Raw genomic sequence first — 25172 nt, 5'->3', positions numbered from 1 at the left:
GCGCTTCCCGGCCTGCATTCCACCGCCAGCGCCCGTTCCTCATTATTCATTATTAATCAGGCGGCTTAGCCGCCACACACTCATGGTCGCACCGTTCACAGCATCCGACACCGTTGCCCCGTCCGCCCGCCCCTCCGCATCCGCCTCCGGCCAGCCTTCGCCGCGCGAGGCCATCCTCGAGGCCGCCGGCGTCACCAAACGGTTCGGCTCCTTCACCGCCGTCAACGACGTGAGCTTCCGCATCCGTGAGGGCGAGTTCTTCACGCTCGTCGGCCCGAGCGGCAGCGGCAAGACCACGCTCCTGCGCATGCTCGTCGGCATGGAAAAGCCGACCGCGGGCGACCTGCTCCTGCGCGGCAAGGTGATCAACGACCTGCCGCCCAACCGCCGCCCCACCTGCATGGTGTTCCAGTCGCTCGCCCTCTTCCCGCACATGAGCGTGGGCCACAATGTCGAGTTTCCGCTCACCATCGCCGGCATGGCCTCCGACGAGCGCCGCACCCGCGCCTGGGAACTGCTCGCCCAGCTCCACCTCGATCCCAACCGCTATTACGACAAAAACGTCATGCAATGCTCGGGTGGTGAGCGCCAGCGCGTCGCGCTCGCCCGCGCCCTCGCCTACGACCCGGAAATCATCTTCTTCGACGAGCCGCTTTCCGCCATCGACGCCCGCCTGCGCAAGGTCTTGCAAAAAGAGCTGAAGGACATCCAGCGCCGCACCGGCAAGACCTTCTGCTATGTCACCCACTCGCTGGAGGAGGCCATGGTCATGAGCGACCGCGTCGCCATCCTGCGCGCCGGCCTCATCGAGCAGATCGGCACGCCCGACGAAATCTACGCCGCGCCCCGCAACGCCTTCGTCGCCGAGTTCATGGGCGAGGTCAACCTCCTCCCCGTCACCGGCCGCGACGGCACCGCCGCCGGCACTTGGGACACCGGGCGCGGCCTGCTCCCGCTCACCCTGCCCTCGCCGCTCGCCGCCGCGCAGAGCCGCAAGCTGCTCATCCGCCCCGAATCGCTCCGTTTCCTCAAGCCGGGCGAGGAGTCCGGCAACGCCATTCGCGTGCGCGTTCTCAACGAATTTTCCCTCGGCTCGCGCATCCAGTATCACGTCGAGGCCGCGCCCGGCTGCACCCTCACCGTCGAACGCCTGCGCGAGGACCGCCCCGACACCGGCGACAGCGGATTGCGCCTCGGTTGGGAACTCCACGACAGCCAGCTCCTCGAAACATGATTTCCCGCAACGCCGCCACTTCCACGCCCATATCCGCCCTCCCGCCGGAGCCGGAGCGACTGCATTCCCTCCGTCGCGACGAGGCCCAACGCGCCGCGCCCGCCCTCCCCGTATCCGCCCCTCCCTCTTCCCCTTTCCCCTGGTCGCCCGACGATCCCGCGCTCCGTCACATCCGCACCGATGCCAATCCGCTTCTCCCCCGCCTGCTTGCCCGGCTGCGCACCACGCCCGGCGTCTTCGGCCGGTTTTCCTCCCTGCCCTTTGTGCTGCTGATGCTCTTCGGCTTCGTCATGCCTCTGCTCTGCGTCGTCTGGTTCGGCCTCATGCCCTCCAAGACCTTCAGCCTCCTGCAATGGCCGACGCTGGAAAACTACCGGACCATCTTCGGCCAGACTTACTACAAATCCATCCTCTGGTCGGTCGGGCTGGCGATGCTCACCGTGGCGATCCTGCTCGTCGTCTGCTATCCGCTGGCCTTTGCCCTGGCCAAGGTTTTCCGCGGCGGCGCCACGTTCATCACCTACGCCATCGCCTCCTCGCTCTTCGTGTCGGAAAACGTGCGCCTCTTCGGCTGGGTCATCGGCTTCATGAAAAACGGCGTGGTCGGCGGCACGCTGGCCCGCCTCGGCCTGCCCATCGACTCCCTCCTCTACAACGTGCCCGTGATCGTGCTCGGCATGGTTTACGTTTACCTGCCCTTCATGCTCTTCCCGCTCGCGCTCGGCGTGAAGATGGTGCCCGACCAGGTGCGCGAGGCGGCGTTCGACCTGGGCGCGAGCCGCTGGCAGGTTTTCCGCAAGATCGACCTGCCGCTTTCCATGCCCGGCGTCCTCATCGGCTCGCTGCTCGTCTTCGTCCTCTCGATCGGCGCGATCACCGAGGCCAAGATCCTCGGCGGCCAGAAGGTCGTCACCATCGCGGCGGACATCGAAACCGAGTTCACCTACGGCCAGAACTGGCCGCTCGGCTCCGCCCTCTCGACGCTCCTGATCCTGCTCACGACCGTCCTCGTCTTCTTCGCCCTCGGCCGTTTCGACCTGGAAAAATTCCTCGGCAAGAAGCCCCGCGAAAACTGACCGCGCGCGCCGCCGCCCCGCTCCACTCCGCAATCCGCAATTCCAAATCCGCATTTTCCCATGATCGTCTCCCGCACGCAAAAAGCCGGCTTCAGCCTCTACGCGGGCCTCATCCTGCTCCTGTTCTATTTCCCGCTTTTCTGCATCGTCGTCGCCTCGCTCTCGAAAAAGCGCTACTTCGCCTTTCCGTATCCGGCGGAGGATCTCACGCTCAAGTGGTATGACGCCGCCGTCCGCTCCCCGCAGGTGGCGGAGTTTGTCGGCATCAGCCTGAAAATCGCCGCCCTCACCACGGTCTGCTCGCTCGTCATCGGCTTCTTCGCCGCCCTCGCCTACGCCCGCTATGCGTGGCGCGGGCGCAAGACCTTCCAGCGGCTCGTCCTCCTCCCGCTCTTTTTTCCCCAGTCGGTCCTCGGGCTCGCGCTCCTCATGTGGTTCAACTTCCTCGACATCACGCCCTCGTGGTGGACCGCCGTCATCTCGCACACCGTCTGGATCGCGCCGATCACCACGCTCATCATGTCCATCCAGGCCTACGGCCTCGACGACTCGCTGGAGGAGGCCGCGCGCGACATGGGCGCCACCCGCGGCCAGATCCTGCGCATGATCACCCTGCCGCTCCTCGCCCCCGGCATGGTCTCCGCCGCCTGTTTCGCGATACTCCTCTCGTGGGGCAACTTCGCGCTCTCGCTCTACACCACCGGCCCCGACAGCGCCCTGCCCGAATGGCTCTACGCCCGCATGACCAGCGGCTACCAGCCCATCGTGCCCGCCGTCGGCGCCATCTCCGTCCTCGGCGCCATCGTCCTCGTCGTGGCCCTCTTCGGCATCATCCACTGGACGACACGAAAAAACCGCCGCGCCGCCGCCCGCTGAATTTCTGTTCCGCAACCCTCCGCGTTCCCTCCCATGCAGTCATCGCTCCAAGGAAAATCCGTCATCGTAACCGGCGCCACCAAGGGCATCGGCAAAGGCATCGCCCGCGTCTTCGCGCAGAAAGGCGCGCGCGTCGTCATCGCCGGGCGCAACGCCATCGGCGGCGAGGCCACCGCCGCCGAACTCCGCGGCCACGTCGAGCCCGGACGCAAAAACACCGTCACGTTCGTGCAGGCCGACGTCACCGACCGCGCCCAGGTCGAGGCCCTCGTCGCCAAGACCGTCTCCCTTTACGGCGGGCTCGACATCCTCTGCGCCAACGCCGGCGCCTTTCCCTCCGCGAAAATCCCCGACCTCACCGAGGCCGCGTGGGACGCCCTTTTCGCCACCAACGTCCGCAGCCTCTTCACCTGCGTCCAGGTCGCCCTCCCGCACCTGCGCAAGAGCGCCGCCGGGCGCGTCGTCATCACCTCGTCCATCACCGGCCCCGTCACCGGCTACCCGGGCTGGGCGCACTATGGTGCGACCAAGGCCGCGCAACTCGGCTTCCTGCGCACCGCCGCCATCGAGCTTGCCCGCGACGGCATCACCGTGAACGCCGTCCTCCCCGGCAACATCTACACCGAGGGCCTCGCCGAGGTCGGCGCCGACTACATCAACGCCACCAAGGCCGCCATCCCCCTCGGCAAACTCGGCACCGTGGACGACATCGGCCACGCCGCCGCGTTTCTCGCCTCGCCCGAGGCGGGCTTTATCACCGGCCAGGCGCTCGTCGTGGACGGCGGGCAAATCCTCCCCGAGTGCCCCGCCGCGCTCACCGCGTGACCATGAATTACGAATTAAAAATGACAAATGACGAATTTTCCCAATCCGCCACGCATCATTCCTCCGCCATCTGATCATTCGTAATTCGTCATTTGTAATTCGTAATTTCCCATGTCCTGGCGCACCTCCTACCGCTCGTTCTACTACGAAACGCTGCCCGCCGACGCCTTGCCGGACATCCGTTTGCCTGCCGATGCCACCGCCCTTCTCCTCATCGACCTCCAGCGCGGCTTCTACGATCCCGCCCCGCTGACGCCCGACGCCACCGACGAAGCATTACACGAATACCGCCGCTGGGCGCCCTACCGCGCGCGCATGGCCGGCACCGTCCTCCCCAATGCCGCGCGCCTCCTCGCCCGCTTTCGCGCCGCGCCCGCCACCGCCCGCGCCGTCATCCACGCGCACATCACCAGCCTTACGCCCGACGGACGCGACCGCTCGCTCAGCCACGCCCGCCCCGGCTTCAACAACCTCCACTATCCGCCCGGCAGCCCCGGCGCCGCCTTCCTTCCCGAAACGGCCCCGCTGCCCGGCGAAATTGTCCTTGGCAAGACCACCGACAGCGCCGTCACCGGCACCACTCTGCGCCTCCTCCTCGCCAACCTCCGCGTCCGCCATGTCGTCGTCGCCGGCGTGTTCACCGACCAATGCGTTTCCAGCACCGTGCGCAGCCTCGCCGACGAAAGCTTCGACGTGGTGCTGGTGGACGACGCCTGTGCCGCCGCCACCGACGAACTCCACCGCGCCGAACTGACCATCATCAACAACCTCTACTGCCAGGTCCTCGCCACCGACGAAACCCTCGGCGCCCTCGCACCATAATCCGCCTCCGCCTCATTCCTCCATTCTTAATTTTTAATTCTTAATTATTCATTCTCTCTATGTCTCCATTCATCGAATCCCTCGTCCACGCCGACAAAACAGCCGTTCAACGCGACTCCATCCGCTACTGGAACCCGCACAAGGTCCACACCTGGCAGCGCGATGGCGTCGATTTCATCATGGGCCGCCGCGAAGGCTACCACATGTATGACATGAGCGGCCACCGCCTCATCGACCTGCACCTCAACGGCGGCACCTTCAACCTCGGCCACCGCAACCCCGAGATCATCGCCACCCTCAAGGAGGCGCTCGACCACTTCGACATCGGCAACCACCACTTCCCCGCCATCACCCGCGCCGCCCTCACGAAAAAACTCGTCGAGACCGCGCCCGCCGGCATGCACTACGCCGTCCTCGCCAGCGGCGGCGGCGAGGCCATCGACATCGGCCTCAAGTGCGCCCGCTACGGCGCCCGGCGCAAAAAAATCGTCTCCGTCATCCGCGCCTACCACGGCCACACCGGCCTTGCCCTCGGCACCGCCAACGAACGCTACGCGAAACAGTTCCTCAGCGAGGGCGACCCGCGCGAATTCGTCAAAGTCCCCTTCAACGACCTCGACGCGATGGAGGCGGCCCTTCGCCCCGGCGACGCCGCCTGTGTCATCATGGAAACCATCCCCGCCACCTACGGTTTCCCGCTCCCCGACGACGGTTACCTGCCCGGCGTGAAGAAACTCTGCGAAAAATACGGCACCCTCTACGTCGCCGACGAAGTCCAGACCGGCCTCATGCGCTGCGGCCAGCTCTGGGGCATCAGCACCTACGGCGTCACGCCCGACATCATCGTCACCAGCAAGGGACTCGGCGGCGGCCTCTACCCGATCGGCGCCGTCATCGTCAACGAGCGCGCCGGCCACTGGCTCACCGAGGACGGCTGGGGGCACATCTCCACCTTCGGCGGCGCCGAGCTGGGCTGCATCGTCGCCCTCAAAACCCTCGAAATCACCCTCCGCCCCGAAACCGTGGCCAACGTCAAGTTCGTCGCCGGCCACCTCCGCGCCGGACTCGACCGCATCCGCGAAAAATTCGCACCCTTCTTCAGCGGCATCCGCCAGCGCGGCGTGATCTTCGGCCTCGAATTCGACCATCCCGAAGGCGCGAAGCTCGTCATGCCGCACCTCTACAAGCACGGCCTCTGGGCCATCTACTCGCAGCTCGACCCGCGCATTCTCCAGTTCAAACCCGGTCTCCTCTGCACCCGGGAACTCTGCGACGACATCCTCGCCCGCCTCGAAGCCGGCCTCGCCGAGGCTGCCAAGTCGATCCCCGCCGCCGCCGCCGCCGCCTGAATGCCGCGGACGTTCCGCCCGCGCACCGGCCCCACCCGATCCTTCATCCGCATCCGCCCATGCCCGCACTCACGCTCGAACGCCGTCCCGCCTCCACCCGCCGCCGCGCGGTGCCGCCGCCCGCCGCCGCGCCCGCGCCATCCTTCGCCGCCCTGCCCGTCGCCGAGCAGCTTGCCCGCGTCGAGCAACTCGCCCGCCAGGCGCTTCCGCTCTACGGCCTGCCCTCCTCGTCCGAAATCCGCCTGCTCAACTATTCGGAAAACGCCACCTGGCTGATCCGCCCGCCCGCCGGTCCCGCGCGGGTGTTGCGCATCAACCGCCCCGGCTACCACCCGCGCGCCAACATCGCCTCCGAACTCGAATGGGTGCTCGCCATCCGCCGCGACACCCCGATCGTCACCGCCGAGCCCATCGCCGCGCTCGACGGCGAGTTCATCCAGCACATCTGGCATCCCGGCGTGCCCGAGCCGCGCAACTGCGTGCTCTTCACCTTCGTCGAGGGCGCCGAGCCCGACGAGGGCAACCGCCTCGCCTCGTTCGAGTTGCTGGGCGAAGTCACCGCCCGGCTCCACGCGCATGTCGTCGCGTGGAAACCGTCGCGCCCCATGCGCCGCTTCCGCTGGGATTTCGACACCATGCTCGGCCCCGGCGGACACTGGGGCCGGTGGCAGAAGGGCACCGGCGTCACTCCCGCCATCCAGCGCCACCTGAGCCGCGTCCTGCCCGTGCTCCGCCGCCGCTCCGACGCCGTCGGTTTTTCCAAAAACCGCTTCGGCCTCATCCACGCCGACCTGCGCGCCGCCAACCTGCTGGTGAAGGGCGACACTGTCGCCGCCATCGACTTCGACGACTGCGGTTATTCGTGGTTCATCTACGACCTCGCCGCGGCGCTCAGCTTCATCGAAACGCATTCCGATGTCCCCGCGCTGATCGACGCCTGGCTGCGCGGTTACGCCAAAGTCCGCGCGCTTTCGAAGCCCGAGCTCGCCGCGATCGACACGTTCATGATGATGCGGCGCCTGCTGCTGCTGGCGTGGATCGGCTCCCATGCCGACACCGCCCAGGCGCAATCCGTCGCCCCCGGCTTCGCCGAAGGCACGGCCGCGCTGGCCGAGCGCTACCTGTCCCGTTTTTCCTGACGCCGGCCAATTGCAGGGACTGAGCTCGCATCAGGCCGCGAAGACCGGCGCACCGCGCCGCCTGCAATCTCGCGAGCGTCCCGCCGCGGTCCTTCATTTCTTCCGCTTGCCCAGCAACTCCAGCCAGCTTCGCGCCGCCGTCGAGAGCGTCGCGTCGCGTCGCCAGATCATGTCGAGCTGCCAGCGCAAGTCCGTCTCGTCGAGCAGCGCCACCCGCACCGATGGCAGCGTGCGTGACGCGGCCACCAGTCGCGGCAGCAACGCCACTCCGAGCCCGGCCGCCACCAGCGCGCTTACGAAATCCGGCTGGCTGCCCCGCGCCGTGGCCGGCGGCGTGAATCCGCGCCGCGCGCACGCCTCGGCGATCAGCGAGTTGAGCACGAAGTGCCCTTCGAACAGTACGAACGGGCTTGTCGCCAGTTCGGCCAGTTTTACCCGTTTGCGTCCGGCCAGCGCGTGCGTCTCGGGCAGCAGCGCCACCAGCGGCTCGTCGCAAACCGGCTGCCAGCCAAACTCGTCCGGGACCGGGCGCAGCGTCGCGCCCAGCTCGACCTCGCCTGACCGCACCGCCGCCTCCAGCCGCCGGCTGCCCCCTTCGAGCAACTCGATCTCCACGCCCGGAAACGCGCGCCGGTACGCCGCCACCAGCGGCGCGAACACCTCGCTGATGCCGAGCGGCGGCAACCCGAGCCGCAGCCGCCCGCGTCGCACGCCGCGAAGCTCGTCCATTTCCACCAGCAGGCTTTCGCGCTCGGCCAGCATCGCAGCCGCCCGCCGGTAGACCACCTCGCCGGCATCGGTGAGCCGCGGCGGCGAGGCCCGCCGATCCACCAGTTCCGCCCCGCAATCGTGCTCCAGTTGCCGGATCGCCTTGCTCACCGTCGGCTGCGTGGCGTTGAGGGTCGCGGCGGCGGCGGAAAAACCGCCCCGGCGGATCACTTCGACAAAGGCGCGCAGGTTTCTCAGTTCCATAAACTCATTCCTTTATGGAATAATAAGGATTCCATCAATTCATTTAGGCTATGGCCCCGGACATGTTATCCTTTCCGCCATGATCGCACGCTGGCAGACAACGACAGGGTTCAGACGTTTCCGCATTTTCGTCCGGCGCAACCGCTGGGTGCAGGCCGCCGGGTTGTTCATGCTCTGGTGGCTGTGCGACCGGGCCGTCCGCGTGCTCGGCGTGCCGGTGCCGGGGGCGATTGTCGGGCTCGGGCTGCTGCTGGTGCTGCTCGCCAGCGGGCGTTTTTCGCATGCCTGGGTGCGGCGCGGCGCGAGCGGGTTGCTCGATCATCTGATGCTGTTTTTTGTCCCCGCGATGCTCGCCTTGGTGGATCACCCCGATTTGTTCAGCCTCACCGGGCTCAAGCTGCTCGGCATCGTCATGGCAGGCACACTGCTGGTCATGTCCGGCACGGCGGCCGTCGTGGAGCTGAGCCTGCGCCGCAAAATGGGGCGCGACCATGCATGACTGGGCCGGTCCTGTTTTCTGGGCGGCGGCGACGCTCGGCGTTTACGGCTTCGCCCGCTGGCTCGATCGCCGGCGCCGGCGCTGGTGGACGTCACCGTTGCTGGTGACATGGGTGACGTGCGGCGCGCTCATCATTCTGTTTCACACCACCTGGCGCGAGTACCTGCGCGGCACGCATTGGCTGGTGACGCTGCTCGGCCCGGCAACCGTGGCGTTTGCGCTTCCGATTTACGAGCAACGGGCGTTGATCCGCCGTCATGCCGGCACGCTGGCCCTCGGCGTCCTCACCGGCAGCGTAATCGCGGCCGGCAGCGGATGGGTGCTGGCCAATCTCCTGCACCTTTCGCCGGCTTTGCGCATGAGTCTGCTGCCGCGCTCGGTGACCACGCCGCTGGCGATGGCCACATCGGAAAGCATCGGCGGCATCCCCGGGCTGACGGCTTCGTTCACGGCGATCACCGGCCTGTTCGGCGCGGCGGTGGGCGAGACGGTCATCGCCTGTCTGCCGCTGCGAACGGCTTTTGCCCGCGGCGCGCTTTTTGGCATGGGAGCCCACGGGGCCGGTGTCGCCAAGGCGCGCGAACTCGGTCATGAGGAGGGCGCCATCGCCGGTCTGGTGATGGTGGTCGCCGGGCTCGTCAATGTCCTCGGCGCGACTGTCATCATGGCGTTTCTCCGGTAAGCGGAGATGGGCGCGGGCAAATGCCGGGCTTTTTCCCCGCCGGGCTCAGTCCAGCCTGAAGGCGGTGTGCGTGAGGCGGGCGGCCTCGTCGGAGCGGTCCTGGTCGAGGACGACCGAGATCTTGATCTCGGAGGTGCTGATCATGTCGATGTTGATGCCGGCGTCGGCCAGCGTCTGGAAAAGCAGGGCGGCCACGCCGCTGTGCGTCTTCATGCCCACGCCGACCACGGAGAGCTTGGCCACGTTTTCCTGAAACGCGACCTGCCCGCCGCCGAGCTCCGCGAGCACGGGCTCCAGCGTCTTCCGGGCCTTCTTCGCGTCGCCGCGCGGCACGGTGAAGGTGAGGTTGGCGACGCCGTTGCGGCCCACGTTTTGCACGATCATGTCCACGATGATCGAGGCGTCGGCAAGGGCCTTGAAGACCTTCGCGGCCGAGCCGGGCTTGTCGGGGATGTTGCTCACGAGGACCTTGGCCTGGTCCTTGTCCACGGCCACGCCGCGCACGACAACTTGTTCCATGGAGGAGATTTCTTCTTTCACGATTGTTCCCGGGTTATGGTTGAAGGAGGAGCGGACTTCGAAGACGACGCCGAATTTTTTCGCGAACTCGACCGAGCGGCTTTGCATGACTTTGGAGCCGGAGGACGCGAGTTCGAGCATTTCATCGTAGGAGATTTCCTCGATTTTTCGGGCGGTCTTCACGATGCGCGGGTCGGCGGTGTAGACGCCGTCCACGTCGGTGTAGATTTCGCATTTGTCCGCCTTGAGCGGAGCCGCGAGGGCGATGGCGGTGAGGTCGGAGCCGCCGCGCCCGAGGGTGGTCACCTGTCCGTCCGCGTTGATGCCCTGGAAGCCGGCGACGATGACGACCTTGCCGGCGTTGAGGGAGTCCTCGATGCGCTTCGGGTCGATGGTCTGGATTCTGGCGCGGGTGTGTTTGGTGTCGGTCAGGATACCGGCTTGCGCGCCGGTGTAGCTGACCGCGTCCACGCCAAGCCCATGGAGGGCCATCGCGGTGAGGGCGATGGTTTCCTGCTCGCCGACGGCGAGGAGCATGTCCATCTCGCGCTCGCTGGGGGTTTCGCACACCGCCTTGGCGCGGGCGATGAGTTCGTTGGTCACGCCGGAGCGGGCGGAGACCACGACGACGACTTGGTTGCCGTCGTCGCGGGTGGCCTTGATGCGTTCGGCGACTTTTTTGATGCGTTCGACGTCACCGACAGAGGTGCCGCCGTATTTTTGGACGATGCGTGCCATGGGCAAAGGGTTCCGAGCAAAACAGGAAAAGACGCGCGCGCCAGCGAAATTGTTGAGGCCGGGAGGAGGGGCTTCCTCATTCTCTTGCACGCTCCCCCGATTCGTTTCTTTCCTCTTTATTCTTTATCTTTCTCTTTATCTTTTCCCCTCTCGCGCCTCACGGAAGAAAAAGAGAACAATACAAGGCAAACCGGGAAAACGGGAACGGTTTTCAGAGCAGCCGGAAGGCCAGCGCCTGCACGAGCGTGGGGATGAGCGCGCCGAGGAACAGCCAGAGGGGGGCGACGCCGTGCGGGAACCAGGGCTTGAGGAGCGACTGGCCGGCGGGATTCGGCGCGTTGGCAATGACCGTGAGGCCGCCGCCGGTGACCGCGCCGGCGACGACGGCGTATTTCAGGCCATCGGTGAAGTCGGGCACGAGCGTGGCGAGGTAGGTGATGGCGGCGTTGTCGTTGAACGCGGTCAGCACGGTCGCCCCGGCGAAGAGCGGAAATTCACCCAGCCGCGAGAGCACGGGCTCAATCCACCAGCCTTGCAGCCCGCCGTGGATGACCAGCCCGGCGAGGAAAAAGCCCACGAGCATCGACGGTCTCAGGTCAAGCCGGCCCTGGTGGTGCGCGGTCGCCTGCGAGAAGGCTAGGAAGAACAGAAAGCCGCCGATGAACAGCGCTGGATGATGGGCCACCAAAACCGTCCAGGCCATGAAGCCCAGTTGCACGATGACGACCCAGGCGGGCACGGGCGGCTCGGCGGGACGCTGCGCGCCCTTCGCATCCGCGGCGGCGGCGGCCGCGCGGGCTTGGTTCAGCGCGGCAAGCTCTTTCCTGAACGCCATGAAATACAGCGCCGAGGAGACCACGATGCCGAGCGCGGCTTTCCAGCCGAAATGCGCGAGCATGAAGGCCATGTTCCAGTCCCATTTGGCGGCGACCATGAGCACGGGCGGCGCGGCGAAATGGGTGAGCGTGCCGCCCACCGACACGTTGACGAAGAGCAGGCCGATGGTGGCGTAGGCGAGGAGGCGCGAGGGCTTGAGTGCGTAGAACTGGCGCCCGAGCAGCATCGCGGCGATGGTCATCGCGGCGGGTTCGGTGATGAACGAGCCGAGCAGCGGGGCGACGATGAGGATGGTGAGCCACCACGCCGCCACCGAGCCCTTGCCGACGGACGCGATGGCGCGCAGGCAGCGTTCCGCAAACCACAGCACCGGCCGTGTCGAGGCGAGCGCCATGATGACCACGACAAACATGGGCTCGGTAAAATTCACCGTGTGGCCGATGTAGCCGGCCACGGTGTCCCAGCCCTTGAACCATAAAACCGCGCCGGCCAGCACGAGCGCCCAGATGCCGAACACCGCCTCGACTTCGCCGAAAAAGTGCAGCACCTGCGCCTTGAAGCTGACTTCGTCGGGGCCGCCGTCCTCGTCGTTGTCGGAGCAGCGCGGCGGCTCATGCCGCTCCGCGAGCCGGGCGAGGTGCTCCTGCTCCGCGTGGTGCGCCATGCGGCGGAAATGCTCCGCCATGAAGGTGTGCACGATGGCGAGAAAGAAAATCACAGTGGCCACGAGGTTCAAAGGCTCGGCCTTGACGCGGGCGATGAGCGTGTCGGCCAGCGCGGTGCCCGCGGTGTCGCCGTAGGATGAAAGTGGCCGCGGAAACGGCGCGTCCGGCTCCGGCGCGCCGGCCGCGCAGGAAAACCCGGCTGAAACAAACCACAGAAGCGCGACGAGCGGGAGCATGCGTGATTTCATGCCGGCAAGGGAAACGCCCGTCTTTTCAGATTCAAGCGCAACCGGGCATGCGTCCGCGTGTTTCGGAAAACTCCCGCCACTGGAGCCTTTTTCGTTTGATTAGCCGCCTTTGATTAACGCCAAAGGCGCGCCCCAAGCTAGCCCAGGGCGTCCGCGGCGCCTCCGGCTCACGTCATCGCAAATGTATCCGGATCGGGGCCGATGCGGTGGCCTTTGTTGAGCTTGGCGAAGGCGGCCATGTCGCCGGCATCGAGCGAGAAATTGAAGATGTCCGCGTTTTCCGCGATGCGCGCGGGGGTCACGGATTTCGGGATGACCATCAGGCCGAGCTCGATGTGCCAGCGCAGGATGACCTGGGCCGGCGTGCGCCTGTGTTTTGCGGCGATTTTCCGGACGACCGGGTCATTGAGCAGGTCGCCGCCTTGGGCGAGCGGGCTCCAGGATTCCGTGACAATGCCGCGCCCGGCATGGAAGGCGCGGAGCGCGGCCTGCGGAAACTGCGGATGAAGCTCGACCTGGTTCACGGCGGGGACGACTCCGGTCGCGTCGATGATGCGGCGCAGGTGCGAGGGCGTGAAATTGGACACGCCGATCGATTTCGCGCGCCCCTCGTCGCGCAGGCGGACGAGCGCCTTCCACGTATCCGCATATTCATTACGCGACGGAAGCGGCCAGTGAATGAGGTAGAGATCGACGTAGCCGAGGCCGAGGCGCGCGAGGCTTTCTTCCAGAGCCCTGGGCGCGCGGTCGGCGCCGTGGTCGGAATTCCACAGCTTGGTGGTGACAAAAAGCTGCTCGCGCGGAACCGGGGCGGCGCGCAGCGCCTCGCCGATGGCGGTCTCGTTTTGATAGGCGGCGGCGGTGTCGATGGCGCGGTAGCCGGCCTCGAGCGCGGCTTTGAGCACGGAGGCGACTTGGGCATCGGGGACCTGCCACATGCCGATCCCGAGTTGCGGGATGCGACGGCCGTCGTTGAGGGTGACAAGCGGGACTGTCGGTTTGGCGGTCATAAACTTGCGCATATTGAGCGATACAAAAAATCCTGGCGATGTTTTTTGATACCAAATTGCATTCAAGGGCCAAAAGTTGCGCATTCACCCCGTCTGTGGAATCTGTCCCGGTGCAAATCCGCGCGGACTTGCACGGCGCCGCCCTTTGCGATGGCGGCGGGGTTTACCCGGCGATGCGTGTGCCGCGATGCAGGGCGACGATGCCGCAGGTCATGCCGAAGGAACGCACGTCGGCGAAACCGGCGCGGCGCAGTTCTTCCTCCATCGCGGGGCGCGCGGGGAAGGCGGCGATGGTACGGTTGAGGTAATCGTAGGCGGCGCGGTCGCCCGTCACGAATCCCGCGATGCGCGGCAGGAGATGGCGCAGGTAGAAATAATAAAGCGGGCGGAACCACCGCCAGGGCTGCGAAAATTCGAGCACGAAGACACATCCGCCGGGACGCAGCACACGGTGCATTTCGGAGAGCGAACGGTGGCGGTCGGCCATGTTGCGCAGGCCGAAGGAAATCGTGACGGCGTCGAACGAGGCGTCGGCGAGCGGAAGCGCCATGCCGTCGCCCTGGCGGAAGGCGATGGCGCCGTAGGCGGCGCGGCCGCGTTGCACGCCCCCGCGTTTTTTCTCCTCGGCCTCGTCGAGCATGGGCTGGCAGAAATCCATCCCGGTGATGCGCGTGCCGGCGGGCAGGCCGCGACAGAGCGCGAAGGCCACGTCGCCGCTCCCGGTGGCGAGGTCGAGCACGTCGGACGGGGCGGCGCGGCGCACCGCGCGCACGAGGCGATGACGCCACCAGATATCCATGCCGCCGCTAAGCAGGCGGTTCGCCACGTCGTAACGACGGGCGATGCGGGCGAACATGGAATTGACGGCGACCGGGTCGGGCATGCGGCGAAATGGCGTGGCTGGGATGAGCCGGGCATCTTGAAGCGGCGCGGCCGGGTTTGGCCACTGATTTTTGATGCAGCCGGGTGCCGGGGAGAGCCTTTTTAAACCACCAGCGCATTTCCCATTCGATCGGCGGGCGGAATGTGACTCAATAGGCCACATTCCAGCCACCGCACCGACGCAAGGAGGTGGCGTGCTCTTTTGGTATCAGGCACAGGCGGGAGTGCCCGTGCTGCTTTTATTTCACCGCGAGCTGCTTCAGGATTTCCTCGGTGAGTTTGCTCACGAGCGCCTCGACTTCGGGGCTGGTGGCGGGCTCGGCGGGGGTGTCGGGGACGCGGCACATCACGCCGGGACGGAAATCGCTGTTGTCGCAGAGTTCGCATTCCTTCAGGCCGTCGCGGTTGTCGGGCATGCCGAGGGCCTTGCGGATTTTTATGAAATCGCGGGCCTTGGCCCCGCCCACGCCGTCGCCGATCTCGCCGCCAAGCTGGGATGCGATCCAGATGGTTTTGCAGTAGGCGTCGGCGTTTTCCATTTTCCAATAGGCGTCCTCGACGTCCTTGCCCCAAGTGATGACGCCGTGGTTGAGCAGGAGGACGCACTGGTTGTCCTTGCCGACCTCGCCGACGGTGCTGGCCATTTCGGGAGTGCCGGGGGTTTCGTATTTGGCCAGGGCGATTTTGCCGAGGAAGATGTCGGCCTCGGGGATGAGGCAGGTGGGAGGCTGCACGCGGGCGACGGCAAAGGCGGTGGCGTGCGGGGGATGGGCGTGCACGCAGGACTTGCAGAGGGGCTGGCGTTTCATGATCGCGAGGTGCGTCATGGCCTCGCTGGTGCGTTTGCGGCGGCCGGCGAGTTGTTTGCCGTCCATGTCGATGAGGCAGATGTCCTCGGCGGTCATGAACCCTTTCGAAATGAGCGTGGGGGTGCAGAGGACGAGGTTGTCGCCGACGCGCACGGTGATGTTGCCGCCGTTGCCGTCGGTGTAGTCCTTTTCCCACATGCGGCGGCCCATGTCCACCATGCGGCGCTTGAGGGTCTCGATGGCGGGCGAGGTGAAGAAGGCGGCAATGGCCTCGGGGGCCTTCGGGTCGGCACCGGGCGTCCATTTGTATTCGTAGTCGGGCACGATGGGCTCGACTCCCACGCCGGCGGCCTTGAGCGCGTTGCTGCCGGCGGACGGGCCGGCGGCGGGACGCGCATTGAGCGAAGACTTGCCGTGCTCGGTCAGGTAGTCGCGCGCGCTGGGCGTGAGTTTGGCGTCGGCCGGAATGGGGTGGCCATTGCGAATGAGTTTTTCGACTTCGCGGGCGGTGAGGAATTGAGCCATGATGGTGAAGTTTTGAGTTTAGGTTTTAAGTTGAAGTTTAAGTGAAAAACGGGTCAGGCGGTGGCGGGCGGGCGGTAGTCGATCCGGTCGACGATGCAGGCGACGTAGGCATCGACGGGGGCGTCGATGGCGAAGGGCGCGGTGGCCTCGGCGCCCTCGGTGAACCCCACGATATGACCGGGCGCGGCTCCGAGCTGGTCGTAGGCCACGAGGGCGTTCGCCTTGGTGAGCGCGGCGGGCGGCTGGGCGGAGGTTTGCTGGAGTTTTTTCTGCGACAGCCCGGCGTATTGGGAACGGGACAGCGGCTGGATGAGCAACAGGGTGCCGCCCCGATAAACGGGCTCCTGGAGCGTAAGCGTGACCCGGCCGATGACAGTGCCCAAGCGCATGGTTACTTCCGGGTTTTCTCGTTGGCATCGGCGATGCCGATGATGAGGTTGCGAAGGGGCGAGCGCGGATCGCGCACCATCTGGCGGGTGGTCGAGCCGTCGGTGCTCAGGATGGCGCGCTGGTGCAAGGCCGCGCCGTGGGTGTCGATGGCGAGAATCGGGTCTCCCGCGGCCGCGCCGGTCTCGTCGATGGGCTGGCAAATCACCGTGCGAAAACCGCGCATGCTGGGATGGCAGGCGGTGGCGGTGATGGTGCCGTCGATGCGGACGAGATTCATGGCGAATGCGGAATGCGGATTTCGGAATGCGGAATTTATTGGAGGTGGCGTGAGGCGGGCGGATGCCGGTTTGCGGTTTGTGTTTTTAATTCCGCATTCCGCATTTCAATAAATCTTCAGCGCGTCCACGAGCACGCAGCGGCGGGTGCGGGTGAACGTTTGCGGGTTGGTGATGCCTTCGCCGGTGGTCGTGGCGATGGAGTAGCTGAGGTAGCCTTCGCCATCGAGGCCGAGGCCGGTGGTGCTGGGGCCGTTTTTTACGAAAAGGGTGGTGTCCATTTCGCGGGCCATGGCGGTCATGCGATCCACGTTGAGCGAGTGGATGATCGAGGAGTGCTTGTAGCCGTGCTCGGATTTTTTCGCGAGGGCGATGCCTTCCTCGACCGTTTTCACGCGCACGATGGGCAGCATGGGCATCATCTGCTCTTCCATGACGAAGGGGTGATCGGGGTCGGTTTCGCCGATGAGGATGGGCGTGAATTGCGGAATGCTGAGGCCGGCGCGGGCGGCGAGCACGGAGGCGTCCTTGCCGACAAGCTCGCGGTTGAGCACGGGGTGCGAGCAGCCGCCGGCATCGGGCTTCATGGTGAAGACCTCGCGGGCGAGCTTCTCGGTTTGCGCGGGCAGGAGGCGGACGGCGCCGGCTTTTTCGAGGCTGCGGACGAGGGCGTTGGCGACGCGGTCGAGGACGAAGACCTGTTTTTCGCCGATGCAGAGGAGGTTGTTGTCGAAGCCGCAGCCGTAGATGATGTCCTTCGCGGCTTTGTCGGTGCAGACGGTGTCGTCCACGAGCACGGGCGGGTTGCCGGGGCCGGCGCAGATGGCGCGTTTGCCGGATTTCATGGCGGCGTTGACCACGCCGGGGCCGCCTGTGACGACGAGAAGGTTGACGAGCGGCGATTTGCAGAGGGCGTCGAACGACTCGAGGGTGGGCTTCTCGATGGTGCAGACGAGGTTTTCAATGCCGGTGGCGGCCTGGATGGCCTCGTTGTAGGCGCGCACGGCCAGAGCCGCGGAACGTGCGCCGCCGGGATGGGGGTTGAAGAGGATGGAGTTTCCGGCGGCGATGGCGTTGATGATGTTGCCGGAGAGCGTGGGCACGGAATGCGTGACGGGGAGGATGGCCGCGACGACGCCGAAGGGGGTGTATTCCTCGTGCATGAGGCCGTGGTCGCCGCTCAGCGCGTAGGGGCGGAGCCATTCGACACCGGGGACGAGTCGCACGATCTGGAGCTTGGCAATCTTGTGTTCGAGGCGGCCGATTTTGGTCTCCTCGAACTCGAACTTGCCCCAGGCCTCGGCATTGGCGGTGGCGAGTTTCTTGATGATGTCCACGACCTGCTTGCGGGCGGCGACGCCTTTGGCGCGGAGTTGCTCGAAGCCTTTCTGCGCGGCGGCGGCGGCGGACGGCACATCCTGAAAAACACCGTGACGCGGGCCGGAGGACGGGCTGGCCACGGCGGGCGCGCCGCCGGTGGCGACTGCGGCGGGAGAGGAGCCGGAACGGATATTGCGAACCACGTCGGAGACGATGGAGCGGACCAGGTTTTCGTCGATTTGGAGAGCCATGGAAAAATGGGATTTAGTGAATGCGGAGTGCGGAATGGAGAAACCGGCGTGGCGGCGCGCGAGTGATTCTTGTTACTCGATACTTGTCACTTGTGGCTTGGTGCCCGGCGTCGTGGGTTTGATGGTTCAGGTGGCTTTTTTTCCGAGCACCTCCACGGTGTCCACCAAGCCGACGACGGCGGCGTCGATGGGGAGCGGCTTCATGCCGGTGGCCATGCGCGCGGAGCTGCCCTGGCAGAAGAGCACGAGGTCGCCCGCGCCGGCCCCGAGGGCGTCAACGGCGACGATGGTGTTGCCGCCGGGTTTGAGCGCGGCGGGGTTGGCCTCATCGGGAAACATGGGGCGCAACAGGAGGAGTTTGCGGCCAGTCATGGTCTCGTCCTTCTTGGTGGAGACCACGGAGCCGATGACACGGGCGAGAAACATGAGTGGGAGGTGAGAAGGGTGATTGGGTGAGGGGATGGGAACGGTCTTCGCAATACCTCCATCTTTCTTCTTTCCTCTTTATCTTTCTCTTTCCTCCCTTGTGCCGTCTGGCCGGCAGGCAAAAGAGAAAGAGGAAAGATAAAGAATAAAGAGAAAGATGGATTCGCGCGGAGAGGCGAAGGCAGACGGCTCCGGCTTGTCTGTGGGACACAGGCAAGGGAATACCCGCGCCTCCCTTTACTTCTTCGCGGGAGCGGCGGCTTTCGGGAGGACGGTGGCGACGTCGTCGTGAGGGCGGGCGATGACCTGCACGCTGACGACTTCGCCGTAGGTGCGGGCGGCGGTCGCGCCGGCCTCGGTGGCGGCCTTGACGGCGGCGACGTCACCGGTGACCACCGCGGTCACGAGGGCGTTGCCGACTTGTTTCATCGGGCCGACGAGGGTGACGTTGGCGGATTTGAGCATCGCGTCCACACCGGCGACGAGCGCGGTGAGGCCACGGGTTTCGAGGAGTCCAAGGGCTGATTGTGCCATGATGTTTTTTCGGTTGGGTTGAAGGTTGGGTTGGGAAAATGCGTTTTTGGGAATTTTGTCGTTTGGATTTTATTATTTGGGATTTGTCCGCCGCGCGGCGACAAGCCGCGCGGTTTCGCGCGCGACGACGAGTTCCTCGTTGGCGGGGATGACGAGGATTTTCGTGCGCGAGGTTTTGCCCGCGAGGTCAGTCTCGGGCGCGGCGGCGGCGTTGGCCGCGGGGTCGAGTTCGAGGCCGAGGGCGGCGAGGTTTTCGCAGACGGCTTCGCGCAGCCAAGGATTATTCTCGCTGATGCCGGCGGTGAAGACGAGGGCGTCGCAGCCGCCAAGCTGCACCCAGAACGCGCCTATGTAGTGACGGATCGAATACACGAGGGCGTCGATGGCGAGCCGGGCGCGGGCGTCGCCCCGGTCGGCGGCGGCCTTGATGTCGCGCAGGTCGTTGCCCACGCCGGAGAGCCCGAGCAGGCCGGACTCCTTGGCGAGCTGTCTTTCCGCCTCCTCGACGGTCAGGCCGAGGCGGCGCATCGCGCAGGGGAGCGCGGCGGAGTCGAGGTCGCCGACGCGGTTGTTTTGCGGAAGCCCTGACTGAGGGCTCAGGCCCATGCTGGTGGCCACGGCCACGCCGTCGCGAATCGCGGTGACGGAGCTGGAACCGCCGAGATGGCAGGAGATGACGCGCAGGGGCGCGCCGGTGTTTTTCGCGGGGCCGTGCAGGTAGAGGTTGCGCGCGGCGGCGGCGATGTCTTCGCGGCCGAGGAGCTCGGCGGAGCGTTCGGCCATGAATTTGTGGCTGGCGCCGTGGAAGCCGTAGCGGCGGATGCCGGCTTTATACCAGGCTTCCGGCACGGCGTAGCGATGCGCGGCGGGCGCGACCCACTGGTAAAACGCGGTCTCGAAGAGCGCGACGCGCGGCACGGCGGGCAGGCGCTCGCGGAAGGTACGGATGCCCGCGGCGTAGGGCGGGTTGTGCGCGGGCGCGAGGTCGGCGGTGTCGAGCAGGGCTTTTTCCACCGACTCGTCCGCGAAAAGGCAGCCGGTGATGTCTCCGCCGAGGACGGTCTTGAAGCCGACGGCGTCGATTTGCTTGTGGCCGGCGGCGGCCAGTTCGCCCATCGCCTGGTCGATGACGGCGCCATAATCGGTCACGCGTTCGAATCCGCCGCGCGCGAGGAGCCGCGCGCTCCCGCCGTCGAGGGCGTAGAGGCGGTATTTGAACGAGGTGGAACCGAGGTTGGCGACGAGGACGTTCATGGATTTTCGATTTTGGATTCTCGATTTTGGATTGGGGCGCTGCCGCGCCTTGGTGTGATTTCCGAGACAGGCGCGGAAGCGCCATCAATCGGAAATCGAGAATCCAAAATCGAAAATTTCCTCACGCGATCCACTTGCCGAGGGCGCCGATGTCGTCGTGCGGGCGCGGGATGACCTGGGTGGCGACGATGTCGCCGACACGGCGGGCGGCTTCGGCGCCGGCGTCGATGGCGGCCTTGAGGGCGGCGACGTCGCCGCGGAAAAACGCCGCGACGTGGCCGGAGCCGATCGCCTCGTAACCGGTCATGGTGACGTTGGCGGCTTTGAGGGCGGCGTCGGCCGCCTCGATAAGGGTGCAGAAACCTTTGGTTTCAATCATGCCGAGTGCTTCTTGTGCCATGGGAGGTGGAGTTTGAGTTGGAAGTTTAAGTCTAAGTTTTGGGTCAGAGGCTGAATTGCTTGAGCAAATCGGCATGCGGGCGGGCGATGACGTGCGCGCAGACGAGCTCGCCGACGCGCTTGGCGGCATCGGCCCCGGCGTCAACGGCGGCTTTCACGCTGCCGACATCGCCTTTGACGAGGACGGTGACGAGGCCGCCGCCGATCTGGACTTGCTTGGCGAGCGTGACGCCCGCCGCCTTGACCATCGCGTCGCTCGCCTCAACGGCGCCGACGTAGCCTTTGGTTTCAATCATTCCTAGAGATTCACTCATGGGGATCAGTTGGTTTAGTGGTTATGGGTTGAAGGTTGGTTGGATTTCGGTGGAGGAAAAGTGGCCGGAGACCGGGGTTTATTTGATCAATTCGCACGGCGTGACGGGGCTGAGGCCGCAGGCGTTGGCTTCGTCGGTGTCGATGTGGACCTCGAGTTTGAAGTCGGGCGACACGCGCACAAACATGCGGTCGAAGGTCACGCCGCATGCGCCGCCGACGCGGAGTTTCATGTAATCGCCGTTTTTCACGCGGTAAAACGCGGCGTCGTCCGGGTGCATGTGGACGTGCGGCGCGGCGCGGATGACGCCGACGGGCAGCTCAAGGAAGCCAGCGGGGCCCATGAGCATGCAGCCGGGGGTGTCCTTGATGTTGCCGGAGTTGCGGACGGGAATTTCGAAGCCGAGCGAGATGGCGTCGGTAAAGGCGAGCTCGATCTGGTTGAGGTCGCGGCAGGGGCCGAGGATGCGGAGGTTCGAGATCACGCGACTGCGCGGGCCGATGAGCGTGACGGACTCCTTCGCGGCATATTGGTCCTTCTGATACAGCCACTTCATCGGCGTGAGCGTGCGGCCCTTGCCGAAGAGCGTCTCGACGGCCTGCGGCGTGAGATGGCAGTGGCGGGCGGAGACGTTGACGAGGAGCGGGTTGGGCGCGCGCACGGTGCGCGGCATCGGCTGCCCGAGATTTTCGTAAAGGGCGCGGCGGACGAGGTGTTCGATTTCAGCGCGATGAGGGGCTGGAGGCGCGAGTGACATGAGCTGCGTGCAAAAGGATGAAAGTGTGGTGCGGGGGAAATCAGGATATTCGACCGACGAGACGGTTCATTGCTTTATGACGCAAGTCAATCATATATTTTCAGGTGATTTTCGGACGCCCGGAGCGACACGGCAGCGCACCGTAGCGCGGCATCCGTGCCTGCCGTCGTTATTTTATCGCGCGCAGCGCGGCATTTATTGGTTTTTGGAAAAAAGAATCAGCGGCGCTTCGCGCCTTCGGTTTCGACGGCAGGCAAGGATGCCTTGCGCTACGCTCGCGCTGGCGCGCAAGAACAGAATCGACTCGGTTCCGTCGCGGGAAAAGGATCCCGGTCCACACCTATGACCAGTGTTCCCGCGGAAAAGCCGGCTGCGTCCGGTCGAAAGGCCCTAAAACTCGGGCTCTGCCTTGGCGCGCTTGGTGTCGTTTTCGGCGACATCGGCACGAGCCCGCTCTACACGATGAAAGAGTGCATCGCCACGCTCCCGCCGTCCGAGCGGGTCGAGGGTGTTTACGGCGTCCTTTCGCTCATCACGTGGGCGCTGCTCCTGGTCGTCTGCGTGAAATACATCTGGTTCGTCACCCGGGCTGACAATCGGGGCGAGGGCGGCATTTTCGCGCTCCTGGCCCTCAGCCAGGTGCACGACACCGAACCAGGGCCGCCGCCGAAGCGACCCCGGCCCATCGGCCCCGCGCTGCTCGTGATCCTGTTCGGCGCGGCGCTGCTTTACGGGGACAGCGTCATCACGCCCGCCATCACGGTGCTCAGCGCGGTGGAGGGATTGCGAGGCGCGGGCGGATTTTTCGCCGGCGGACATGCGCAGAACCTCATTGTGTTCATCACCTGCGGGATTCTCGCCGTGCTGTTCTGGTTTCAGCACAAGGGCACGGAATTCATCGGCGCGGTTTTCGGCCCCGTGATGCTGTTCTGGTTTGCCGTCATCGGCGCGCTCGGGCTCTGGCACTTGGTGGAGTCGCCGCGCATCCTGCTCGCGCTCAATCCCCTTTACGGCGTCAATCTGCTCGTCACGCACCCCGGCGGGGCGGCGACGCTGCTCGGCTCCGTCGTCCTCGCCGTCACCGGCGCCGAGGCGCTGTATGCCGACATGGGGCATTTCGGCCGCCCCGCCATCACGCGGGCGTGGCTGTGGTGCGCGCTGCCCGGGCTGCTGCTGAACTACTACGGGCAGGGCGCCTACGTTTTGGAGCACCACGGCGCCGCGGTGAATCCGTTCTTCGAGCTCGTGCCGCCGGGGCTGCCGCGCATGGCACTCACGGTGCTCGCGGCCTGCGCTGCCATCATCGCCAGCCAGGCGGTCATCTCGGGGGCGTTTTCGCTCACGCGCTCGGCCATCCAGCTCGGCTATTTCCCGCGCCTCAAGGTCACCCACACCAGCGCGGAGCTGGCCGGCCGGATTTATGTGCCGCTCGTCAACACGTCGCTCGCCCTCCTCTCGATCGGCGTGGTCGCGCTGTTCGGCTCCAGCGACCGTCTGGCCGCCGCCTACGGCATCGCGGTCACGGGCACGATGCTGGTCACCACGCTCGCGTTTTTCCGCGTCGCGCAACTCCGCTGGCGCTGGCCGCTCTGGCGCTCGCTCGGGTTGTGCGCGTTCTTTATCGTGATCGACGCGGCGCTGTTCATCTCGACGCTGCACAAATTCGTGGACGGCGGCTGGCTGCCCATCGGCATCGCGCTGGCGGTCATCGCGATCATGCACACTTGGAAAACCGGGCGCGCGGAGATCCGCGAGAAAATCTACAGCGGCGCGACGATGGACCTGGAGCTTTCCGACATCGCAAAAAGCAAAAACATCGTCCGCGTGCCGGGGAGCGCCGTCTTCATGGTCGCCACGCCCAAGGGCACGCCCATCGCGCTGCTGCATCACCTCGCCGCCAACAAATGCCTCCAAAAGACCGTCGTGCTGCTCACCATCATCACCGAGGAGATTCCGCACGTGGATGACGAGGAGCGCATGACGCTCGATTACCTCGGCGAGGGCGTGTGGCGGGCGACCGGCCGCTACGGCTACATGGAGCAGCCCAACGTGGCCAACATCTGCGAGCGCATCGTCCACCAGGACGTGCCGCTCAACCTCGACGCCACGACGTTCTATTTCAACCGCGAGATGATCATCGGCGGCGGCGACGCGCGGATGCTCGAGTGGCAGAAGAACCTTTACGCCTTCCTCAGCCGCAACGCCCGCCCGGTGAAGGATTATTACCAGATCCTCCCGACCCGCATCATCGAGATCGGCCTGCCGGTGCAGTTGTGAAGCGGCAGGGGAATCCATCACTGATTTGTTGGTGATAAATATGGGGACTCGAACCGGCAAAACCAGTTTCGGCGTTCAAATCATGAGCAGTTTCAACGCTCAAATTGTGCTGTTTTACGGGCACTTGCAATTTCTGCGTCTGCGTTTCGCAGGACAGCATTGGAAGCAAGATACCGCCCCTCTATGAAACCCGGTTTTTACAGGAGCTCGCTCAATAGATTCTTAGCGTTTCTATCAATCTGTCCAGTTGCTGTCGTTTCTCCGGCGGCAAAGGGTTCCGCGCGGATTGCATGGCAAGTTTGACGGCTTCTGTTTTGAAGCCGCGTTTTGCAAACGCGGGAAGAATATTTTCGAGCATGTCGATGTTGTCGGAAAAACTCCGGCAGCCTTCGATGATAATGTTTTGATAGGCTGTATCGGGTTTGATATCGGCGTGTTCATACACGGCGGCGAAGATGATGTAATTTTGAGGATTTGGCTGCGGAAGCCCGAGGGCGATGAAGAGCGGGGCGAGCACGTCTCGAAATTCGGCGGCGGTGAGGCGGTAATCGGCACCCTTGCGTTCGAGAGCATCCTCAAGATACAGTCGGGTGAGCGTGCGATAGATGCCGGGGCGCGTGATTTCAGCGCGGGCCGCTTTTTCCAGAAGAAGGATTGCCTTGGGGCGGTCGCCGTGACGCGCTTCATTCAGGCCAAGCGTGGCGATGAATTGCGGGTCTCCTGCGGCTTCTGGAGATTCGTCGCAGGCTTTGAGAAGCGAGGCTCGGGCGTTGGCGGGGGCGTTGCAGACATCGAACCAATCGCTGATGATGCGTGTGGTGTCGGCGCGCCGGGAGCGGCTGAGTTCAACGGGTTTGGCGGGGGTGGTGCTGGGTGACAAAGCGACGCGCAGGCCGGTCGGCCCCCATGGATTCCGGTCGTATGCAGCGTCATTTTTGCTGAGTGTCTTGTAATACGCATACATGCGGTTCTTGAATTCGTCATAGTCGGCATTGAAGCAACTTTTGAAGAGTGTCTCGTCTATCTTCTCCGTGACGGCTGCGGCGCGGACAAAGTTTGCGAATGCGCGGGGCGTGTTGATGTCGGGGCCGAACAGGCTGTAGTATAAAAAATCGCGGACTTCGCGCTGCATGGTGAGCTGCCATTGGATCGCTGTTCCAACCATGCCTTCCGGCAAGACAAAGGTGTTATTGAAAACGTCGCCGAGGCCGATGTTGGGGGAACGCATGAAGTTCGCCCAGAGTTTCCATTGTTTTCTAGGGGGTGTTA

The 25172-nt window shown here is 65.2% G+C and carries 26 protein-coding genes; 10 read left to right on the top strand and 16 right to left on the bottom strand.

Annotated features, from left to right (window positions below; genetic code table 11):
* Nucleotides 1-82: 82 nt before the first annotated feature.
* The 7 genes from OH491_RS21360 to OH491_RS21330 all read left to right on the top strand — a co-directional run bounded on the left by OH491_RS21360 (nucleotide 83) and on the right by OH491_RS21330 (nucleotide 7321).
* Nucleotides 83-1234: an ABC transporter ATP-binding protein gene (locus OH491_RS21360; RefSeq protein ID WP_068772518.1), complete on the top strand. Its 1152-nt coding sequence runs from the start codon at nucleotides 83-85 to the stop codon at nucleotides 1232-1234.
* Nucleotides 1231-2310, top strand: a complete 1080-nt coding sequence (locus tag OH491_RS21355) for an ABC transporter permease (protein WP_334319641.1) — start codon at nucleotides 1231-1233, stop codon at nucleotides 2308-2310. Before OH491_RS21360 ends, OH491_RS21355 begins: the two co-directional genes overlap by 4 nt.
* A gap of 60 nt (nucleotides 2311-2370) precedes the next feature.
* Nucleotides 2371-3186 (top strand): ABC transporter permease, encoded by an 816-nt coding sequence (locus OH491_RS21350; RefSeq protein WP_068772519.1) that lies wholly within the window; start codon nucleotides 2371-2373, stop codon nucleotides 3184-3186.
* 33 nt (nucleotides 3187-3219) lie between these two features.
* Entirely contained in the window at nucleotides 3220-4011 is a 792-nt protein-coding gene (gene fabG, locus OH491_RS21345) for a 3-oxoacyl-ACP reductase FabG (RefSeq protein ID WP_068772520.1), read from the top strand.
* Between the two features lie 111 nt (nucleotides 4012-4122).
* Entirely contained in the window at nucleotides 4123-4833 is a 711-nt protein-coding gene (locus OH491_RS21340) for a cysteine hydrolase family protein (RefSeq protein ID WP_068772521.1), read from the top strand.
* Nucleotides 4834-4892: 59 nt separating this feature from the next.
* On the top strand, nucleotides 4893-6182 hold the full coding sequence (locus OH491_RS21335; RefSeq protein ID WP_068772522.1) for an aspartate aminotransferase family protein: 1290 nt from the start codon (nucleotides 4893-4895) through the stop codon (nucleotides 6180-6182).
* A 59-nt stretch (nucleotides 6183-6241) separates the two neighbouring features.
* Nucleotides 6242-7321, top strand: coding sequence for a phosphotransferase enzyme family protein (locus OH491_RS21330; protein ID WP_068772523.1), 1080 nt, complete (start codon nucleotides 6242-6244; stop codon nucleotides 7319-7321).
* Between the two features lie 93 nt (nucleotides 7322-7414).
* On the opposite strand, the gene OH491_RS21325 is transcribed toward OH491_RS21330, so the two are convergent.
* Nucleotides 7415-8293, bottom strand: coding sequence for a LysR family transcriptional regulator (locus OH491_RS21325; protein WP_068772524.1), 879 nt, complete (start codon nucleotides 8291-8293; stop codon nucleotides 7415-7417).
* Nucleotides 8294-8372: 79 nt separating this feature from the next.
* On the opposite strand from OH491_RS21325, the gene OH491_RS21320 reads away from it, so the two are divergent.
* Nucleotides 8373-8792 carry a CidA/LrgA family protein gene (locus tag OH491_RS21320; RefSeq protein WP_068772525.1) on the top strand — a complete coding sequence of 140 codons (420 nt, stop codon included), beginning with the start codon at nucleotides 8373-8375 and terminating at the stop codon, nucleotides 8790-8792.
* On the top strand, nucleotides 8785-9474 hold the full coding sequence (locus OH491_RS21315; protein WP_068772526.1) for an LrgB family protein: 690 nt from the start codon (nucleotides 8785-8787) through the stop codon (nucleotides 9472-9474). Before OH491_RS21320 ends, OH491_RS21315 begins: the two co-directional genes overlap by 8 nt.
* A 45-nt stretch (nucleotides 9475-9519) precedes the next feature.
* Here OH491_RS21315 and OH491_RS21310 read toward each other — a convergent pair whose 3' ends face one another.
* The 14 genes from OH491_RS21310 to pduL all read right to left on the bottom strand — a co-directional run bounded on the left by OH491_RS21310 (nucleotide 9520) and on the right by pduL (nucleotide 21626).
* On the bottom strand, nucleotides 9520-10731 hold the full coding sequence (locus OH491_RS21310; RefSeq protein ID WP_068772527.1) for an aspartate kinase: 1212 nt from the start codon (nucleotides 10729-10731) through the stop codon (nucleotides 9520-9522).
* Nucleotides 10732-10942: 211 nt separating this feature from the next.
* Nucleotides 10943-12481 carry a putative Na+/H+ antiporter gene (locus OH491_RS21305; RefSeq protein WP_068772528.1) on the bottom strand — a complete coding sequence of 513 codons (1539 nt, stop codon included), beginning with the start codon at nucleotides 12479-12481 and terminating at the stop codon, nucleotides 10943-10945.
* Nucleotides 12482-12648: 167 nt separating this feature from the next.
* A complete protein-coding gene (locus OH491_RS21300; protein WP_068772687.1) occupies nucleotides 12649-13491 on the bottom strand; it encodes an aldo/keto reductase in 843 nt (280 codons plus the stop codon).
* A 163-nt stretch (nucleotides 13492-13654) separates the two neighbouring features.
* On the bottom strand, nucleotides 13655-14374 hold the full coding sequence (locus tag OH491_RS21295; protein WP_068772529.1) for a class I SAM-dependent methyltransferase: 720 nt from the start codon (nucleotides 14372-14374) through the stop codon (nucleotides 13655-13657).
* A 238-nt stretch (nucleotides 14375-14612) separates the two neighbouring features.
* Nucleotides 14613-15707: a class II aldolase/adducin family protein gene (locus tag OH491_RS21290; protein WP_342750676.1), complete on the bottom strand. Its 1095-nt coding sequence runs from the start codon at nucleotides 15705-15707 to the stop codon at nucleotides 14613-14615.
* A 53-nt stretch (nucleotides 15708-15760) separates the two neighbouring features.
* The gene (locus OH491_RS21285; protein ID WP_068772530.1) at nucleotides 15761-16096 is read right to left on the bottom strand and encodes a EutN/CcmL family microcompartment protein; all 336 of its coding nucleotides are present in this window, start codon (nucleotides 16094-16096) and stop codon (nucleotides 15761-15763) included.
* Between the two features lie 2 nt (nucleotides 16097-16098).
* Nucleotides 16099-16374: a EutN/CcmL family microcompartment protein gene (locus OH491_RS21280; RefSeq protein ID WP_068772531.1), complete on the bottom strand. Its 276-nt coding sequence runs from the start codon at nucleotides 16372-16374 to the stop codon at nucleotides 16099-16101.
* Nucleotides 16375-16479: 105 nt separating this feature from the next.
* On the bottom strand, nucleotides 16480-17943 hold the full coding sequence (locus OH491_RS21275; protein WP_068772532.1) for an aldehyde dehydrogenase family protein: 1464 nt from the start codon (nucleotides 17941-17943) through the stop codon (nucleotides 16480-16482).
* Between the two features lie 126 nt (nucleotides 17944-18069).
* Complete coding sequence (locus tag OH491_RS21270; protein WP_068772533.1) at nucleotides 18070-18369, bottom strand: EutN/CcmL family microcompartment protein; 300 nt, start codon at nucleotides 18367-18369, stop codon at nucleotides 18070-18072.
* A 237-nt stretch (nucleotides 18370-18606) separates the two neighbouring features.
* A complete protein-coding gene (locus tag OH491_RS21265) occupies nucleotides 18607-18903 on the bottom strand; it encodes a BMC domain-containing protein (RefSeq protein ID WP_068772534.1) in 297 nt (98 codons plus the stop codon).
* A 72-nt stretch (nucleotides 18904-18975) separates the two neighbouring features.
* The gene (locus OH491_RS21260; protein WP_068772535.1) at nucleotides 18976-20157 is read right to left on the bottom strand and encodes an acetate/propionate family kinase; all 1182 of its coding nucleotides are present in this window, start codon (nucleotides 20155-20157) and stop codon (nucleotides 18976-18978) included.
* Between the two features lie 121 nt (nucleotides 20158-20278).
* The gene (locus OH491_RS21255) at nucleotides 20279-20557 is read right to left on the bottom strand and encodes a BMC domain-containing protein (protein ID WP_068772536.1); all 279 of its coding nucleotides are present in this window, start codon (nucleotides 20555-20557) and stop codon (nucleotides 20279-20281) included.
* 43 nt (nucleotides 20558-20600) lie between these two features.
* Nucleotides 20601-20870 carry a BMC domain-containing protein gene (locus OH491_RS21250; RefSeq protein WP_068772537.1) on the bottom strand — a complete coding sequence of 90 codons (270 nt, stop codon included), beginning with the start codon at nucleotides 20868-20870 and terminating at the stop codon, nucleotides 20601-20603.
* A 78-nt stretch (nucleotides 20871-20948) separates the two neighbouring features.
* Nucleotides 20949-21626, bottom strand: a complete 678-nt coding sequence (pduL, locus tag OH491_RS21245) for a phosphate propanoyltransferase (RefSeq protein ID WP_068772538.1) — start codon at nucleotides 21624-21626, stop codon at nucleotides 20949-20951.
* 342 nt (nucleotides 21627-21968) lie between these two features.
* On the opposite strand from pduL, the gene OH491_RS21240 reads away from it, so the two are divergent.
* Nucleotides 21969-23903, top strand: coding sequence for a potassium transporter Kup (locus OH491_RS21240; protein WP_068772539.1), 1935 nt, complete (start codon nucleotides 21969-21971; stop codon nucleotides 23901-23903).
* Between the two features lie 211 nt (nucleotides 23904-24114).
* On the opposite strand, the gene OH491_RS21235 is transcribed toward OH491_RS21240, so the two are convergent.
* Complete coding sequence (locus OH491_RS21235) at nucleotides 24115-25131, bottom strand: hypothetical protein (protein ID WP_068772540.1); 1017 nt, start codon at nucleotides 25129-25131, stop codon at nucleotides 24115-24117.
* Nucleotides 25132-25172 lie beyond the last annotated feature (41 nt).

Origin of the sequence: Termitidicoccus mucosus (genome assembly GCF_038725785.1) — a bacterium.
In the GTDB taxonomy this organism is placed as follows: Bacteria; Verrucomicrobiota; Verrucomicrobiia; order Opitutales; family Opitutaceae; genus Termitidicoccus; species Termitidicoccus mucosus.
The sequence above is the reverse complement of the archived record's forward strand: the minus strand, read 5'-3'. Positions and strand labels throughout refer to the sequence as shown.